Genomic DNA, 15,124 nt, shown 5'->3' with positions numbered 1-15,124 from the left:
CGATCGCTTTTTTAACGAAGTAGAGCAATGAAGCCAGCTTGTTCAAAGTGTCTGTCATGGATCAGGGCTTCAAGGATATTTCGTGGCTGCATGATGCAAAATGAAGCACAGTCAGTATGGCTCCAAGCTTTGTCGGCTCTTTGTTCGTAAAGGTTCAGTGATTGATGAAATAAATCGCTGGTCTGAGGAACAACTTCGATTTTAGGATTATCAATTGATTGCTTTACGAATTGAACCAAAGCTTGTTTGAAAACGCTCTCTCGTTTAGAAAATGAATTCAATACTTCAGTGAATATCATTTCACTGGTCACTATCCCAAAAGAATTGAGGGCATTGGAAACACTGACTGCTTTAACATGAAGGTCATCGGCAGGATTGAGAATGGCAATCCAGTAACCCGCATCGGCAAAAACTGTTTTCATTCCTCGTCCCTTGGTGAGCCATACAAATAATGCTCTAGGTTCTTAGAAAGGTCTTTGGGTAGCTTTTCCCATTCTTCTTTGGGAATTTGGGCACTAATTTCTTCAACAAACTGTAGAAAGGGTGGGAGACTGGGAGCTTGCTGCAAATCAGCGGTTTGGTCTTCTCTGATTCTGTGCTTTAGACGAACTTTGATGAATAAGAGAAAGTCTAAGACTTCCTGAATAACGAAATCAGGAGTTTGGTCAAGTTCTTCAATGAGTTTCTCTCTGACGCTAGTCATGATTTTTCTTCGCTAAGGACATTCGCTATATAAGTAATACTTGGTAATAAAAGCTCCTCTTTGATTTCTTCTCTAAGAACAAGCTCAATTGAGGTTTCATTCGCACAGTCTATAAGAAGTTCATTAGCGTCTATATAATTCATCAATAATTCCAATTCTCTTCGACTAAAATTCCAATTCCAACCAATATCACGATGCTCTGTAATCAATTTAAGAAAATTTTGAATCCACGCCTTGTGATTTATCTGCCACCATTTATAAAGACGAAGCATACTATTTTCATCCTGCCTACTCTCTAACTCCACTAATAATACTTCTAGTTTTTCTTTAAACTTTGTATCAGAGGAAAGGTTCATAGAAAGCTTGACATAATAATCAGGATAGGTGGCTATATAGTCATTATCGATATTTCTTCCTACATCTTCAAGTCTTTGATAAGCATAATCAAGAGCTATCATAAGATAAACATCTAAGACCAGCTCCTTACAGGGATCAGAATTGTAGTCAGAGGAATTTGTATTCCAATCTTCTGCAAATTGAGCGTCAATTTTGCTAATTAATTGTGTGGATAAAAACAATCTTACAAATCTCGGTGACAGAAATTGAAGATAAAACGCTCTAATCGCAGCAGGTTTATATTTAATGTCAGGAGAAAGCTTAATGATTGAAAATGACTTATTATCTGCCCATACTAAAAAATCCTGTAATTTGTCATTTTCTACTAGAAACTTATCAATCCTTCCTTTTAATTCTCGCAAGAAATCAATAGGGTTATTTATTATTCCTGCCGCTATAAGAATAACTTCTTTCCAATGAGGTTCAAAAATATGATGAGTTAGAACAAGTGGATTTGAATATTTAGAGAGTGCTAAGGCTGCGAAATATTCCTGAAATGTGGGATGCAAGAAAGCATAAACAGGTTCATCTGGGTTTTCTACAGCACTACCCAGCTTATTAATCCAACCTAGTTCACACGCTATACCGAATAATGAGGAATCAAACTTATCAAGTTCTTGTCGGATAAATGTCTCTCGTAAACGAAATCGAAAGTCTTCTCGATCAATTGCATTTTTTGCTAATTCTCCCAATGCCCGTTCTAGCAGTGGACGTTTTTCTTCAGGAAGGTAAAGTTTATCCTTCCAGTCATAAAATGTTTTAGTAAATCTTTGATAGAGTTCTGCTTTAGTGGCAGGTAACTTCCCTTGTTGTTGTTTCCAGGTACGGCAAAGTAGGGTAATCCATAAAGGATTTTTTATCAAATCTTTTAGTCTTGGAGGAGCATTCTTTAACTTGCCAATTAGTTTGCTACCCGTTTCTACTTGATTTGCTTTCTTAAAAAAGTTTTGGATAAAGATGAGTTGCTCTTCATCTCTAAATCCTCGACTCCGATAGACTTCAAACTTTGATCTCAATTCGTTTTTGTTTGCTTCCCAGACATTGACCCGACAGGTCAAGACAATACGGGTATCGCCAACCCATCCTCGAAATTCCTTAGCAAGGGTAGATAGGGATTGATTTGACTGCGCCATCTCATCTACGCCATCCAGCAGCAGCCATACTTGACCAGTATTGCACTGTTCTATCAAATCATCCTGAAGTTGCTCTGGAGCTTTCCGTTTACGAATCGCATTTCTCAACCAAGTTTCCAGTAGATAAGGCTCCAAGCCAGCTTCTAAATCTTGAAGGGAAATAAAAATTGGCAATTCACCCTGTTTCATGAGCCAGTCTGCGATCGCACACAACAGAGTTGTTTTGCCTGCTCCCGGTTCTCCTATGATTGCCACGCCCTTACCTTGTTGGTTCAGGCTTCTACATTGTGTCAAAACGCGATCAAAAAACTGATTGTAGCGCAGTGGCATTTCTTGATCTTCTAGAGCTTGTTGAGAGTTTTCAGGTGAAGAATCACGAGTTGGTTTAGGGCGTTCTTTCCGTTCCACCAAGTCTAATGGCACGATGTCTTCAATACCGAGCGTTACCCCATCTCCAGAAATGAGCGGATTGGCATCCAACTCGATTGGCAGCATTCCCCGACATATATCCTTCCAGTTGATTTCATGTTCCTGACTGTTAGTGAGGAGAGCAGGTATTTGCTTTATCTTGGCTGTTGATGAAGGAGGTAATCCTAAAATTTCATTTCTTTGCTCAACGCTTAAACCACGAGTTATTTCCCAGAGATCATCATTGCTCAAATGATCAATCTTGATATTGGGATAGTGTTTCTGTTTCTCTCGCAAAGTTCCCAGAATATCAGGTGGAACTCCTCGTCTCACGTTATACACAAAAAACCACGTTTTTAAGGCATCTCCCCAGTGTGCAACTGCACCATCAAGATCCTTATCTATCTTCTTCTGAACTTCTGACTGCTTCAGTTCATCGGGTGAGTAGACTTGGAAAATCGTACCTTCAGCTTGGATAAGACCATCGCACTTGCGATCGCCAAACTTTCCATAGGGACGAACCCGCTCAAATTCTCCTGGTCTAGCACGCACCATGATGTCTTCAAAAAGCTGTTGAAAGTCATCACCAGATCCCCTAAGACACCGATTCTGAAATTTGAGATGATGATAGTCGGTAATCGGGTCATATTCGTCAGGTCTGCTCTTTGAAGATTCGCTCATATCAGCGTAATAATGAGTTACCTCGTTCTCTCCGACAAGCCAGCGCTTACGCGATACTCCAGAGGAGTCGCTACGCGAACGCAAATTCAGTATATTGTCTGACATGAGGTGGATGAAACGCTAAAACAATCTCCTCTCGTGCAATCCCTTTGTGCAACAAATCTGTCGCCACCCCATCCTCTGTCCAGTCTTCCTCAATCCAAATTTTTTCATCTTTCAAACGGATATGAATTATCACACTCTTAATCCGCTCATCTTTGTGCCAACCCATCAACAGCAAAAGGTACTGCTCGTGTACCTCACCAAAGGCTAAAGCACTTTCAGTTGTAGAACCAGATTTTTCATTGAGCTGATGATATTCTGTTAAAACTTCTTTGATGATTTTACGATGATGCTTTAATCTATCCATTCTACAATTACCTCATTTTCTGCATCAACTATTAACAATTGAACTTGGTTTCGATTAATAATCATCTGGGCTAACTGGCGTTGAAAATAATTTTTATAGGTTCCTTGTGTAATCGCCAAATACAGCTCAAAATCTAATGCCGTCTCTACCAAAACATCTCGACAAACAACATACTGACCCACAGCTTGCTCTAAGTCATTAATAAACGAGCGACCTAAGAAGCTTTTGACCTCTACAAGAATTCTTTGACCCTGTTTTTCTGCTGCAATCGATTTTTCCGCTGCAATATCCACATATAAGCGATCGCCCCCATACTCCAAAGTATAATCTTCTGTTAAAATCTCCCAGCCATCCTTGACCAATGCAAATCTCACAGCATTATGGTAAATATCATGATTCAGGCATCTATATTGTTGAGGTATATACCACCTTCAATTTTAACCAGATATTGAAGGCGATCGCTCAAATCTATCTTTCCACACCTTAACCAACTGCATAACGAGTAAATTGGCGTTTAAAAGAGGAATGAAAACCCAGAACAATATCTGAAGTGGGTACACCCATTTCAACTAACCTTTCGGCAACAGAGTCTTCGGTACCATTATATTGAATCCAAATTTTGCCGTCTTGAATATCAAAGTGCATCACAGGACCAAATACCCGTTTATCTCCTTGCCAACCCACATAAGCAAGTTGATAATGGTCATGTTCGTTATCAAATATTAGCTGTGCTTTTACCGTATCAGTAGTGGTAGAAATTTGGGCGTGTTCCGTCAAAATTTGTTTAACAAATTGTCTATATTGTTCTAGCTTACCCATTGCTTAATCTCCTCTAATTTAGGGTCATAAATTATCAACTTGACTTGGTAACGTTGAAGAGCGCGTTGGATGAAGGGAAGCTGAAAAAAATCTTGATAGGTTTCTGAGGGAATAGCTAAGTAAACCAATCGATCTGGTTCTTGCTCTTCAAGTGCTTGGCAATAGTTAAGATATTGCCCCAAGGCAGTATGAAATGCACTAATGTCTGAGTCCCCAACAAAGCTTTTAATTTCAACAGCAATTTTTTCGGAGTCTCGTTCTGCTGCGATTGTAGTTTCAGCCGCCAAGTCAATTTGTAATTTGACCGCTTCACTGATGCGGATTGTGAGAGGGTCATGGGTGATATTCCATCCGTCTTTGATTAAGGCATTTTTAACCTGTTGATGGAAAACATCTTTAGCCATCGTAGATGCTCTTCATCCTGATTATGGTTAAGCTGTTACGCATTTAATTTGTATACTTTCACACCCCACACCCTACACCCCACACCCCTTTCAAAAATTTTCATATCCAATTTAGATGCGCCGCAGCTTAACTCTATTTTATTACTTCTGCTTTTACTCCAAAATTAAAGCTCAGAACTTGCAGCTCCAATGCTCCATTTGGGGGATTTAGGGGACATTCCAGGATTTATGCAAGAGACTGCCATGAGCGTAAGTACCTGGACAGGAATATTTACACATATACATTCCTGTGAGCCTCACAAGGAAAAAATGTCAGGCTATATCTTGTGTAATTAAATTTGTCCAACTACTTATCACTTACACTCCAGGATGAAAGAGTCAAAATGCATACCTTGGGAAGCACATTTGTACCGGAAGGCATTCATGCGGGTGGCTTACGTTATCACGGGATGGCTGCGCTCGTCAGCCATGTGGTTAACCTGGGACTCGCACAACCCCGCTGGGAATATCAGTTAGGTTGTTTCGCAGCAGGATTGACCTTTGCTCGTGTCGAAGGTGCAATGCCAGCTCCCGAAGCTAACCATGCTGTTAAGGGAGCGATCGACGAGGCATTAAAATGCAAAGAGTCTGGAGAGAGCAAGGTGATTTTGTTTAACCTATGCGGTCATGGACACTTTGATATGCAGGCGTACATGGATTATCAGGCAGGAAAATTAGTAGATACGGAGTACAGTGCAGAGGAAGTAGCGATGGCTCTGGCAGGATTACCTGTTGTCGGTTAGGGCTGATGAGAGCTGATTTTTTACCGCCCTCAGTTGTTGATATTCAAGACAAAGAAGCGATCGCTCTTCTTCAACAGCTTCAGCGTCAAGTAGTTCATGTTCCCTTCGAGCAGGGCACAACCGCGTTAGCGAAGCTTTCCGTAGGAATCGCAACTGCCTACGTTCACCACTCTCCCGATCGCTCAGCTTCCCAACCTAACACTGCTCCAATTCTGTTATTACATGGATTTGACAGTTCCCTGCTGGAGTTCCGGCGTTTGCTCCCCTTATTAACAACCCAGCACGAAATTTGGGCAGTGGATCTGTTTGGTTCTGGATTTACAGAGTACGTTCCCACCCTGCCAGTCAATCCTCAAACCATCCGGCAGCATCTCCTTAGCGTTGTAGAAACCTGGATTGGGCAACCTGTCATGCTGGTTGGTGCATCGTTAGGGGGTGCAGTAGCAATCGACTTTGCCTTACATTATCCCAACTGGGTGCGATCGCTCGTCTTGATTGACTCTGTTGGCTTTTCTGGCAGCTTTCCGGTTGGGCAATTTCTGCCGCATCCTGTGATTGAATTGGGGGCCAATTGGTTGCACTTCCGCAAACAGGCTGCCCTCACTGCCGCTTTAGCGTTCCCAATAATTGACCTAACGCTAATTGATGCGCTGCGTTGTTCTCTGCTGCATCAGGAGATGCCAGGATGGAAAGCAGCGATCGCTTCCTTCACCCAAAGTGGAGGCTATGCTAATTTGAGCGATCGCATCGTTCAGGTGAACCATCCCACCCTGATTTTGTGGGGAGAAGCCGATGATGTATTAGGAACCGCCGATGCCACCAAGTTTGAACAGTCAATTTCAGACAGTCAACTCATTTGGATTCGAGAAGCAGGTCATGTGCCTCACTTTGATCGGCCTCAATCTGTTGCAGCGCATGTGCTGACATTTGCGCGATGCCTTAGACACTGATTCCTGATTCTTCAGCGTATGCTTTTTCTCTCTAAGCGCCCCAACCCCCATCTACACGCAGGGTTGCGCCAGTAATATTACTAGCTTCAGGAGAGGCAATAAATGCCACAAGGGCTGCTACCTCATCAGGTTTGCCATAGCGCCCTAGTGCGGTTCGTTGTTTCTGAAAATCAGCTTGAGGCCCATCGGCTGGGTTGAGTTCAGTATCAATTGGCCCAGGTTCAACGCAGTTGACGGTAATGTTCTGTGGCCCCAAATCCCGTGCCCAACCGCGTGTTAACCCTGCTACGGCGAACTTGGTCGCACAGTAAATGGACATATTAGGCATCGGAACGGCTTCACCTAGCGAGCTGCCAATATTGATAATTCGCCCTCCTGCCTTCATGCGTCGAGCCGCTTCACGACTGGCAATAAATACAGACCGAACGTTGAGATTCATCTGCCTATCGAACGACTCATCGGTAATCTCAGCGAGAGTTCCGTACTCTGCTGTTCCGGCATTGTTAACCAAAATATCAACTGTGCCCAGTCTATCTTCAGTTTGGTTGAACAGGTCAAGGATTTGCGCTGAATCGGTTACATCAGCCCGTAGCGCAATTGCGGTGCCTCCATTGGATTGAATCTGCTCAACGACCTGATTCGCTGCATCCGGACTACTGGAATAGTTAACAACCACTCGCGCACCTTGTGCCGCCAGTTTTTTACAGATAGCGGCTCCAATTCCTCGCGATCCGCCTGTGACGATCGCCACCTTATCTGTGAGAGGTAAATTCATAATCACTTGGGAAGCTCCATCACGCTTTGTGTGTATCTGAATAAACTGTTTACTGTCTCTCTCGGACTAGCTGACACCGATATGTATTCTAGCTACATTTTCTAGATGAGCTTCACTGATTCACTTCAACAGGTCGATGCTTTCTTTCAGTTGTTGTAGGAAACGTAATGAGTTTGTAGTTTTGCTGGCAGGGAAAGGGGCGATCGATGAACCAGTGTTCGCTTTGTTGAGTTGACAATCTGCGATTAAAAAAGAGTTGTGGTAGGTGAAGGAAAAATGTTCAGCACAATTTCCACCTTGCCCGTACTGTTGCAACAGGTTAATGATGACGTGTAAGGCAGCCAGAGCCGTTTCACCTCGCTCTAACCCTAGCCTCACTAAATCCATTCCCAGTAATCCAGTTGCCTGACAGGACACAGTTGTCCAGACGGCTTCATTCCCAATCGCGACCCCACACTCATTGGCACCCATCTCGGCTCCCCACATCCACCGAGGTTTGGAGAGAATCACCGCATAGGTGCGTTCAACCTGTGGGATTTCAATATAGGTGCATTGAACTCGTTGTCCCTTGGAGTAAGTTTGAGCCGCAAATGTGACAACATCTTGAATCTCACCCGCAGGGCGATCGCTATTCTTGCCGAAAATCACTGAGCGATCGACCGTCGCATCCGGCAGGGCAACAAAGGTATCGCACATCAGGACTCTCCTCTATTCCAAGTAATAATTGTTATTCTAAGGGTCGGATAGTGGAAGATTACTTCTGGGCGGAAGTTGTCCTGCGGGTAGTATAAGCAGCAATGCGATCAACGCACCCAGGTGCAATCAACTTTACCCAAGGTGTCACTTTGCCTTTCAACGTCATTAGGTGTTCCCGTTTGCGGTGTTCCATCGCCCAGACAATTTGACGCACACACTCATCAACTGGCATATTGCCTTTGCTCTCATCACGAGGACTCCGACCCAAGGGTTGCCCATTCGCTCCTAGAGCACGTTGCCGGATGTCAGTTGCCACAAACCCCGGTGAGACAACCAGCACATCTACCCCAGTTCCCCGTAGCTCAATACGGAGGGTATCGAAGAACCCTTGCATCGCGTGCTTACTGGCAACGTAACCGGTGCGAGTGGGTACGGCCGTTTTGCCGCACAGTGAAGAGATAGCCACCACAAGTCCTCGACTGGCTTTGAGATAAGGTAAGGCGTAGTGGGTGCAGTAGACGGCACCGAGATAGTTAACCTGCATAACCTGCTCGAAAATGGATAGGTCTGTAATCTCATCAAAGCGGCTCAGCATTGAGATTCCGGCGTTATTAATCAAACTATCAATCTGCCCAAATGCTGCGATCGCTTTCTCGATCAAATGCTGACAGGCTTCAGGTTGAGTCACATCAGTGGGAATTGCGATCGCAGTTCCTGGCTGATTCGTGCAGGCAGCAACGGTTTCTTCTAATGCTGCTTGATTACGGGCAGCTAAAACTAAATTTGCACCCTGCTGAGCCAAGAAGAGTGCTAGCGATCGTCCAATTCCGGCGGACGCACCTGTAAGAATAATGGTTTTGTTCGCAAAACTCATGGTTTGGGTCTCAAAATCGGGCGATGTCGAGAGTTAATGCGAGTTCGGAAGCTCCGAGTGTAGCGTAGCGCAACCCGGAGTACTTCCTCAATCAGGTTCCCAACATTTGCAACTGATATAAACTTGCATACAGTCCATTCTGCTGCAACAGTTCATCGTGACTGCCTGACTCAATCAATTCTCCCCGTTTCAATACCAGAATTCGGTCTACATTCCGAATCGTCGAGAGGCGGTGAGCAATAATAATCGCCGTGCGTTTTTCCATTACCCGATCCAAGGCTTGTTGAATCAGGGCTTCTGTACCCACATCCAAACTGGCTGTTGCCTCATCCAGTACTAGGATACTAGGGTCACGAATCGCCGCACGCGCAAACGCCAACAATTGCTTTTGTCCTCCAGAGAGATTCGTGCCTCGCTCTCGCAGTTGGGTATCATAGCCTTGGGGTAGCTGTTCGATGAAATCCGCAACGTTCGTCACTTCAGCCGCCGCTTGAACTTGCTCAATCGGGTAAGTTTCTCCTAAGGTGATGTTCCCCTTGACATCTCCAGCAAACAAAAATCCTTCTTGCAAGATGACACCCAAATAGCGCCGGAGTTCGGCTTGGGAGATGTCGCGAATATCGATGCCATCAATCAGAATTCGTCCTTGTGTCGGTTCATAGAGGCGGCACAAAAGACGGATAATCGAACTCTTGCCAGCCCCCGTCGGCCCTACTAATGCCACTTTTTCACCGGGACGGATGGTGAAGTGCAAATCTTTGAGCACGTATTCATCTGGCTTGTAGGCAAACCAGACATGCTCAAAGCGGATTTCTCCAGTGCCAGAGGCGGGGGAGAAAGTAGAGCCAAGTTTGCCCTGTTCCCCTGTCAGAACGGGGTCACGGATTTCAATTGGCTCATTCATGATATCGCTGATGCGCTCAACTGCCGTGAATCCGGCTTGAAGCATGGTGAATTTTTCGGCAAACCGACGCAAGGGGTCAAATAAACGCTGTGCGTACAGAACAAAGGCTGACAAAGCCCCAAAACTCAGCGTTTTTCCCAGAACCAGCCAACCCCCTAACCCCAACACACCAGCGATCGCCATAAAGCTAATCCACTCTAGTGTTGCCGAAACCGCTGAATCGTGAAAGATAGTTTTGTCTACTTCTTTGATGTAGCGATTGTTCACTTCACGAAACACTTCCGCATTGAATTGCTCCCGACGGAACAGTTGCACAATATTAATGCCACTGATGTTTTCTTGCAGCATCGAGTTGAGGGCGGACAGTTCTTCCCTGGCTTTGTAGTTGGCTTTGCGATATTCCTGCTGGAAGTAAATAATTAACCCCGTGATGGGTACCAGCATTAACACTAGCATCAAGGCGAGTTGCCATTGCAGAAAGAACATGGTGATGGCAATCACCAGGATGGAGAGGACATCCCCAATAATGCCAATTGCCCCTGTGGAAAATACATCACCCAAGGCTTCCACATCGCTGGTGAGTCGAGTAATTAACCGCCCGACGGGAGTTCGGTCAAAAAATCGCACGGCCAAGGCGGTAACATGGTCAAATAGGTCTTCGCGTATCCAAGCGGTCATCTGTTGCCCTAACTTCACCACGAGGAAGCCCTGCACCGCCACAAACACCAATCGGATCACGATGGTTAACAGCAGTAGAAGGATGAGAAGGCTGAGTCCATCGGATAGCGATCGCTCTTTCAGAAAAGACCAGGTTTGATCTTCAGAACGGATCAAGGAGATAGCCTGTCCAATGATTAAGGGTTGAACGGCACTTGCTATAGACAAGGGCAGCAATAACGTCATGGAAATCCATAACAGGTGTCCCGTGCGACGGGCATAAGGCACAAGTCGCAGAAACAGTCGCCAGTCGTTCTCGCGAGGGCGCTGATTTGTCTGCGAGATCCGTGAGGAGTGAGTCATCTAAAACCTAAGTCGTAATTTCTGTAACAAAAGAACCAAAAAGTACAAAAAAAAGCACAAGCTTTAATAATCTAGCTTAGGAGATTACACCGTCATCATGCGTGAGAGTGAAGCATTACGACTGCAACTTCGGCAGTTTGTGGCGCGTGAGATAGAAACCCCCCGATTGCAACTTAGACAGTTCAAGCCCGATGATGCAAAAGAGCTGCATCGCATCTACAGCCATCCCGATTCCCTAAAATATATGTCGAATGAAAAACCCCTACTTTGGGAACAGACTAGGGCGGTGATTGATTCCTTTACGGAACACTGGAAAAATCACAACTTCGGAGTGTGGGCAATTGTTTACAAGAACAATCAAACACTCATTGGTCATTGTGGGCTTAAATTTCTCGCCAATACGACCGAAATTCAAATCGGCTATTTGCTATTCAAGTCCTACTGGAGTATAGGGTTAGGAACAGAAGCCGCGTCAGCCGTCCTCAAGTATGGTTTTGAGATCGCACAGTTGGAAAAGATTGTGGCGATCGCTAAACCCGAAAACATCGCTTCGCGTCGAGTGATGGAAAAAATAGGGATGAAATACGAAAAGGAAGCTCATTACTACGACAATGATGTCGTGTATTATTCTATTGGACGAGAAGCTTACCAGTTAGAGTCAATGCGCTTAAGGTTCGCGACTCAAAAAGCTAATATTTCTAGTTCGATTCCCTTGTTTCTCTGCTTAGGCTGAAGTGGGATGGAAAAGAGTTTAATGTTTTCAAGCATTTTACTTTTAAAGGTGTGTTAATGCCTATCCCGTCAACCGCTAATTTTTGAAGTCCAAGCTTATAAATCAAGTCCTCTGGTAATAGGACTTAATGATGAACCTAGAAGGATTGCAGTCCGCTTTTATTGGCAGTTTAAACTAAGACAAAAGAAACCGTAGCTTAATGCAAAAACAAGTGAAAGTTAAGCCTAACGCTAAAAAACAGGCTATAGAAGAATTAGCCGATGGGAGTCTTACGGTATATTTGAAGTCTTCACCTGTGGATGGGAAAGCGAATAAGGAGTTGATTGAACTACTAGCTGATCAGTTTGAGGTACCGAAGTCACAAATCCGAATTAAGTCGGGTTTATCATCAAGAACGAAGTGGGTGGAAATTGATACGGATTCGTAGAGGAAACTTTGCCGAATTCTATCAAGATGTTTGTTGTACAGTACACGCGATCGCTCTTCAAGTTAGCAGCAATACCTCAATAAAGTGATTCCAAGTCAACGGCTGCCCTCCTGTTTGCTTTTGCAGGAATATGATTTCCTCCTCAGACAGAGGTGGCTCTCTGAAACTGGCCAGTGCCGTATTCATCTCCTGCATACTGATGGTATTATCTTCATTGGCATCAATGGATAGGAAATAGGTGACAAATTCTGTGTATCTCGACATTAGCCGTTGATGACGCAACATCAATTCGCCAAATTCCTCAAAGTCGATCGCGCCATTGCCATCTCTATCCATGCACTTGAACAGATAGGTCAGTTCATCCTCAGAAACAACTTTTCCTGCCTGATTTAGGTGATCTGCAAGTTCCTGAGTTGAGAGGAACCCGCTGCGATCGCGATCAATTGCATCGAAGATGTAGCGTAAATCGCCTTTAATCGCAGAAGTTGCCTGCTCAAACAAGATGTTGCGTTGCTGCCCTTGAATCGTGGCTCTAAGGTTTTGCCGGAAGCTGCTAACAATTTCCTTTGCTACCTTGAACCGCTGTCGATGTTCCTCTGGACTCGTCACTGTATGCAGCACTACGGGGACAAGGGACGGTAGCGATCGCTGCAAAATCAGACAACACGCAATCGTCACAATTACAAACGGTACGGACAGAACGGGTAGCTTGAGCAGCGAGAACAGGGGAGCTAAGAGAATGCTGGCGATCGATACTAAGAAAGCACAGATGACACCAAGCAAAATGCTCAGACGATTTGGCGTGTAAAACATTCCACCAATTGCCATCGCTGTGACAGCTGCATTGTAGCCCCACAATCCTGTATACAATTCATCAGGCTTGGCTCCCAGCAGCAAACCAGCTAGCAGGTACATAGCACAACCCAGCAATCCTAGCACTGCACCAATCGGGGTACTGATGGCAACGGCTAAAATGACTAGCAAAACGGAAACAAGCTTATCTACGAAAAAGACCTGGCCCAGACTGATCGGCAGTGATTGTACCAAACGAAATCCGTCAATTGATCCCGATGGAAAAGGGGGGCGGGGCGGGCCCAGATCGAAGAAGGGTTGGGGCACAAATGCAAGCAGGAGTAAAAATGTCAGTATCACTCCATTAAATGGGATGGCCAGTGGAGCTACTCTGAACCGGATGGCAAACCACGTCCCTAGCGTCTCCATCACCACGGCTGTGAGAGCAGAGAGGATAATGGCAGCGATCGCCCAGACAGGATTCCAGGCTCCATTGCCAAACGCCCCTAAAAATGCCATTGTCGCACTAACAAGCATTCCATTGAACCCAAAGATACCATTCTGGATCGCGCCTCGATTAGACTTGAGGGCGATCGCCGTTAGCGTTGCGCTGGCAGTCCCGACTAAGCTCATGCTTCCTAACCAGGGCGACTGAATGAACATGGCAGCGAGGATGAGCAATCCACTCAAGGGATTGTTAACGAAAATAACCTGACTAATTCCCCGCAAAGTGGCGTTGATAAAATCGAGCAGAGGTTGATTGGTGAGGCGCTGATTGAGGGCTTGCATCGTCCCCAGCTCCGCAAGAAGTCCTTTTGGCTTCTGGTAAGAGGGTTCCGGTGCCAGAATCCGGGAAATAATTTCGTGTAAGGCTAATGGCTCGTCGCTTTTAGTCGCCATAGAATGGTCGTTGTTTATTGATTTGAATGGCTTTTTCTAAACTTGCAAGCTTTAACTTGTCACCAATTTTCTTTTGTATTTGAAAATATCATCTTTAGAGGAAAAACTACGGGTCTCAAAGTAGACAGGGTTTAGAAGCGAGTTGAGAAACAGACAAATTACTAATTGACAAATGCAATTGTCCATGCACTACATTGATAAATGTCTCAATGAGTGAGTCCTTAAGTTGCGTTCCTAACTTGCGATCTTCAATTCCCCTGAAAGCTCTTTGATTCTCTATAGCGTACTTGATAAGTGTCTCAACGAGTGAGTCCTTAAGTTGTGTTCCTAACTTGTGATCTTCAATTGCCCTGAAAGCTCGTTTACTGTAAAAATATGAAACATACTGATGTTATGGATAGATTGTTTTAGGAAGCCTTTCCTATATATTTCCTATATATATAGTCGTTTGCGCCATACACCCCCATAATTTTGAGAAAAATTGCTATTGACAAATGCTTTAAAAGGATAGCTGCTTTCACTTCCAAAACTTAGACTATTAGACGATAATCACCATTTATCATTTTTGTCGAGATTTAGATGTGTTGGAGAAAATAATCATAGTTTGGGTATGAGCTTTTTTGATAATTCTGTACCGCCTCTTTGTTGCAAGCCAACTAATCTCGATATATCCCCCCAGCAAAAAGTTCTTTATTTATCTTGGGGTAGAGGTAAACATAGGTTTTATTTAAGGATTTATACCCGTGTTGACTTAGCTTGCCTGCTGTGGGCTTTAGTGCTAATACCGATATTTGTCACACCTCAGTTTTTCGCCCTAAGTTGGACAGTTCAAGCTGGTTTATGGTCAAGTTTGAGCTTGATTGGGCTGGCAGCGATGGTAGCCATGTCGCATGAATGGGTGAAAGTAGAGCGCGTCAGTTGGGTGCTTTATTGCTGGGTCATTCTGATCCTTATTGGACTTCTCGTTACCGACTTAGGGATCATTCTGATTTGGAGCGGAGTGATAGCTAACCTTTGCTCGTTGTGGTTGGGGTTAAGCGCTCTTGGCTATTGGTGTACTGGGCTAGCCCTGCATTCGCGTGCCATCATTGCTGCTGGTTTCTTCCAGCTGCTCTCGATCGGGGTTTTGCCTTACGTCAGATCTTGGCAGTTTCTATTCACCGGTTCTGTCATGGTGCTTGCCCTCATTCTATTGGCTGAATTTCGGTGGGATATCCTCCCTTCACAGTTAAGAAATAAAGCTAGTAATTCTAGCTACAGCCAGTTGCAGATAAGAACAAAACATAACTGAGCCTTTTAAATTATTTTCTACCTCTGT

Annotated in this window: 17 protein-coding genes and 1 pseudogene; 6 read left to right on the top strand and 12 right to left on the bottom strand. The window is 44.6% G+C overall.

The features are described from left to right. Window positions 1–11 precede the first annotated feature (11 nt). From MIC7113_RS12910 to MIC7113_RS12890, 5 genes are read right to left on the bottom strand one after another with little or no spacing between them, the layout of a single operon-like run. Window positions 12–422: a type II toxin-antitoxin system VapC family toxin gene (locus tag MIC7113_RS12910; RefSeq protein WP_015182603.1), complete on the bottom strand. Its 411-nt coding sequence runs from the start codon at window positions 420–422 to the stop codon at window positions 12–14. After that, entirely contained in the window at window positions 419–703 is a 285-nt protein-coding gene (locus tag MIC7113_RS12905; RefSeq protein WP_015182602.1) for a hypothetical protein, read from the bottom strand. The genes MIC7113_RS12910 and MIC7113_RS12905 overlap by 4 nt, the downstream gene beginning before the upstream one ends. Next, window positions 700–3,426 carry an NACHT domain-containing protein gene (locus MIC7113_RS33315; protein ID WP_015182601.1) on the bottom strand — a complete coding sequence of 909 codons (2,727 nt, stop codon included), beginning with the start codon at window positions 3,424–3,426 and terminating at the stop codon, window positions 700–702. Before MIC7113_RS33315 ends, MIC7113_RS12905 begins: the two co-directional genes overlap by 4 nt. Continuing rightward, window positions 3,392–3,730 (bottom strand): XisI protein, encoded by a 339-nt coding sequence (locus tag MIC7113_RS12895; RefSeq protein WP_015182600.1) that lies wholly within the window; start codon window positions 3,728–3,730, stop codon window positions 3,392–3,394. Before MIC7113_RS12895 ends, MIC7113_RS33315 begins: the two co-directional genes overlap by 35 nt. Next, window positions 3,718–4,104 carry a XisH family protein gene (locus tag MIC7113_RS12890; RefSeq protein ID WP_237671413.1) on the bottom strand — a complete coding sequence of 129 codons (387 nt, stop codon included), beginning with the start codon at window positions 4,102–4,104 and terminating at the stop codon, window positions 3,718–3,720. The genes MIC7113_RS12895 and MIC7113_RS12890 overlap by 13 nt, the downstream gene beginning before the upstream one ends. Between MIC7113_RS12890 and MIC7113_RS38635 the strand changes: the two genes are divergently transcribed. Continuing rightward, window positions 4,092–4,217: a hypothetical protein gene (locus MIC7113_RS38635; RefSeq protein WP_256374807.1), complete on the top strand. Its 126-nt coding sequence runs from the start codon at window positions 4,092–4,094 to the stop codon at window positions 4,215–4,217. The genes MIC7113_RS12890 and MIC7113_RS38635 overlap by 13 nt on opposite strands. Here the strand turns inward: MIC7113_RS38635 and MIC7113_RS12885 are convergent. Beyond that, complete coding sequence (locus MIC7113_RS12885; protein ID WP_015182598.1) at window positions 4,214–4,549, bottom strand: XisI protein; 336 nt, start codon at window positions 4,547–4,549, stop codon at window positions 4,214–4,216. The genes MIC7113_RS38635 and MIC7113_RS12885 overlap by 4 nt on opposite strands. Beyond that, entirely contained in the window at window positions 4,537–4,953 is a 417-nt protein-coding gene (locus tag MIC7113_RS12880) for a XisH family protein (RefSeq protein ID WP_015182597.1), read from the bottom strand. The genes MIC7113_RS12885 and MIC7113_RS12880 overlap by 13 nt, the downstream gene beginning before the upstream one ends. 377 nt (window positions 4,954–5,330) lie before the next feature. On the opposite strand from MIC7113_RS12880, the pseudogene MIC7113_RS12875 reads away from it, so the two are divergent. Next, window positions 5,331–5,735, top strand: a pseudogene (locus MIC7113_RS12875) (TrpB-like pyridoxal phosphate-dependent enzyme); the annotation flags it as partial. Window positions 5,736–5,740: 5 nt separating this feature from the next. Beyond that, window positions 5,741–6,685 (top strand): alpha/beta fold hydrolase, encoded by a 945-nt coding sequence (locus MIC7113_RS12870; protein ID WP_015182596.1) that lies wholly within the window; start codon window positions 5,741–5,743, stop codon window positions 6,683–6,685. A gap of 31 nt (window positions 6,686–6,716) precedes the next feature. Here the strand turns inward: MIC7113_RS12870 and MIC7113_RS12865 are convergent, their stop codons facing one another. From MIC7113_RS12865 to MIC7113_RS12850, 4 genes are all read right to left on the bottom strand, one after another. After that, window positions 6,717–7,460, bottom strand: a complete 744-nt coding sequence (locus MIC7113_RS12865; protein WP_015182595.1) for an SDR family NAD(P)-dependent oxidoreductase — start codon at window positions 7,458–7,460, stop codon at window positions 6,717–6,719. Between the two features lie 120 nt (window positions 7,461–7,580). Beyond that, window positions 7,581–8,156, bottom strand: coding sequence for a dipeptidase (locus MIC7113_RS12860; protein WP_015182594.1), 576 nt, complete (start codon window positions 8,154–8,156; stop codon window positions 7,581–7,583). A 58-nt stretch (window positions 8,157–8,214) separates the two neighbouring features. Next, complete coding sequence (locus tag MIC7113_RS12855) at window positions 8,215–9,030, bottom strand: SDR family oxidoreductase (protein ID WP_015182593.1); 816 nt, start codon at window positions 9,028–9,030, stop codon at window positions 8,215–8,217. A gap of 91 nt (window positions 9,031–9,121) precedes the next feature. After that, window positions 9,122–10,954: an ABC transporter ATP-binding protein gene (locus MIC7113_RS12850; protein ID WP_015182592.1), complete on the bottom strand. Its 1,833-nt coding sequence runs from the start codon at window positions 10,952–10,954 to the stop codon at window positions 9,122–9,124. Between the two features lie 97 nt (window positions 10,955–11,051). Between MIC7113_RS12850 and MIC7113_RS12845 the strand changes: the two genes are divergently transcribed. Together MIC7113_RS12845 and MIC7113_RS12840 are read left to right on the top strand one after the other, a co-directional pair. Beyond that, window positions 11,052–11,687: a GNAT family N-acetyltransferase gene (locus tag MIC7113_RS12845; protein ID WP_015182591.1), complete on the top strand. Its 636-nt coding sequence runs from the start codon at window positions 11,052–11,054 to the stop codon at window positions 11,685–11,687. Between the two features lie 199 nt (window positions 11,688–11,886). Further along, window positions 11,887–12,114 carry a DUF167 domain-containing protein gene (locus MIC7113_RS12840; RefSeq protein WP_015182590.1) on the top strand — a complete coding sequence of 76 codons (228 nt, stop codon included), beginning with the start codon at window positions 11,887–11,889 and terminating at the stop codon, window positions 12,112–12,114. A 57-nt stretch (window positions 12,115–12,171) separates the two neighbouring features. On the opposite strand, the gene MIC7113_RS12835 is transcribed toward MIC7113_RS12840, so the two are convergent. Next, window positions 12,172–13,806 (bottom strand): urea transporter, encoded by a 1,635-nt coding sequence (locus MIC7113_RS12835; RefSeq protein WP_015182589.1) that lies wholly within the window; start codon window positions 13,804–13,806, stop codon window positions 12,172–12,174. A gap of 610 nt (window positions 13,807–14,416) precedes the next feature. Here MIC7113_RS12835 and MIC7113_RS12830 point away from each other — a divergent pair. Beyond that, window positions 14,417–15,097 carry a hypothetical protein gene (locus tag MIC7113_RS12830; protein WP_015182588.1) on the top strand — a complete coding sequence of 227 codons (681 nt, stop codon included), beginning with the start codon at window positions 14,417–14,419 and terminating at the stop codon, window positions 15,095–15,097. The last annotated feature ends 27 nt before the right edge of the window (window positions 15,098–15,124 follow it).

The organism is Allocoleopsis franciscana PCC 7113, from assembly GCF_000317515.1.
GTDB classification, from domain to species: domain Bacteria; phylum Cyanobacteriota; class Cyanobacteriia; order Cyanobacteriales; family Coleofasciculaceae; genus Allocoleopsis; species Allocoleopsis franciscana.
The sequence above is the reverse complement of the archived record's forward strand: the minus strand, read 5'-3'. Positions and strand labels throughout refer to the sequence as shown.

Bases quoted from the DNA above. Each gene is read 5' to 3' on its own strand.
- MIC7113_RS12865 (WP_015182595.1), bottom strand. From the start codon at position 7,460: ATGAATTTACCTCTCACAGATAAGGTGGCGATCGTCACAGGCGGATCG.
- MIC7113_RS12845 (WP_015182591.1), top strand. From the start codon at position 11,052: ATGCGTGAGAGTGAAGCATTACGACTGCAACTTCGGCAGTTTGTGGCG.
- MIC7113_RS12885 (WP_015182598.1), bottom strand. From the start codon at position 4,549: ATGGGTAAGCTAGAACAATATAGACAATTTGTTAAACAAATTTTGACG.
- MIC7113_RS12870 (WP_015182596.1), top strand. From the start codon at position 5,741: ATGAGAGCTGATTTTTTACCGCCCTCAGTTGTTGATATTCAAGACAAA.
- MIC7113_RS12910 (WP_015182603.1), bottom strand. From the start codon at position 422: ATGAAAACAGTTTTTGCCGATGCGGGTTACTGGATTGCCATTCTCAAT.
- MIC7113_RS12895 (WP_015182600.1), bottom strand. From the start codon at position 3,730: ATGGATAGATTAAAGCATCATCGTAAAATCATCAAAGAAGTTTTAACA.
- MIC7113_RS12850 (WP_015182592.1), bottom strand. From the start codon at position 10,954: ATGACTCACTCCTCACGGATCTCGCAGACAAATCAGCGCCCTCGCGAG.
- MIC7113_RS12835 (WP_015182589.1), bottom strand. From the start codon at position 13,806: ATGGCGACTAAAAGCGACGAGCCATTAGCCTTACACGAAATTATTTCC.
- MIC7113_RS12840 (WP_015182590.1), top strand. From the start codon at position 11,887: ATGCAAAAACAAGTGAAAGTTAAGCCTAACGCTAAAAAACAGGCTATA.
- MIC7113_RS12860 (WP_015182594.1), bottom strand. From the start codon at position 8,156: ATGTGCGATACCTTTGTTGCCCTGCCGGATGCGACGGTCGATCGCTCA.
- MIC7113_RS33315 (WP_015182601.1), bottom strand. From the start codon at position 3,426: ATGTCAGACAATATACTGAATTTGCGTTCGCGTAGCGACTCCTCTGGA.
- MIC7113_RS12905 (WP_015182602.1), bottom strand. From the start codon at position 703: ATGACTAGCGTCAGAGAGAAACTCATTGAAGAACTTGACCAAACTCCT.
- MIC7113_RS38635 (WP_256374807.1), top strand. From the start codon at position 4,092: ATGCAAATCTCACAGCATTATGGTAAATATCATGATTCAGGCATCTAT.
- MIC7113_RS12855 (WP_015182593.1), bottom strand. From the start codon at position 9,030: ATGAGTTTTGCGAACAAAACCATTATTCTTACAGGTGCGTCCGCCGGA.
- MIC7113_RS12830 (WP_015182588.1), top strand. From the start codon at position 14,417: ATGAGCTTTTTTGATAATTCTGTACCGCCTCTTTGTTGCAAGCCAACT.
- MIC7113_RS12880 (WP_015182597.1), bottom strand. From the start codon at position 4,953: ATGGCTAAAGATGTTTTCCATCAACAGGTTAAAAATGCCTTAATCAAA.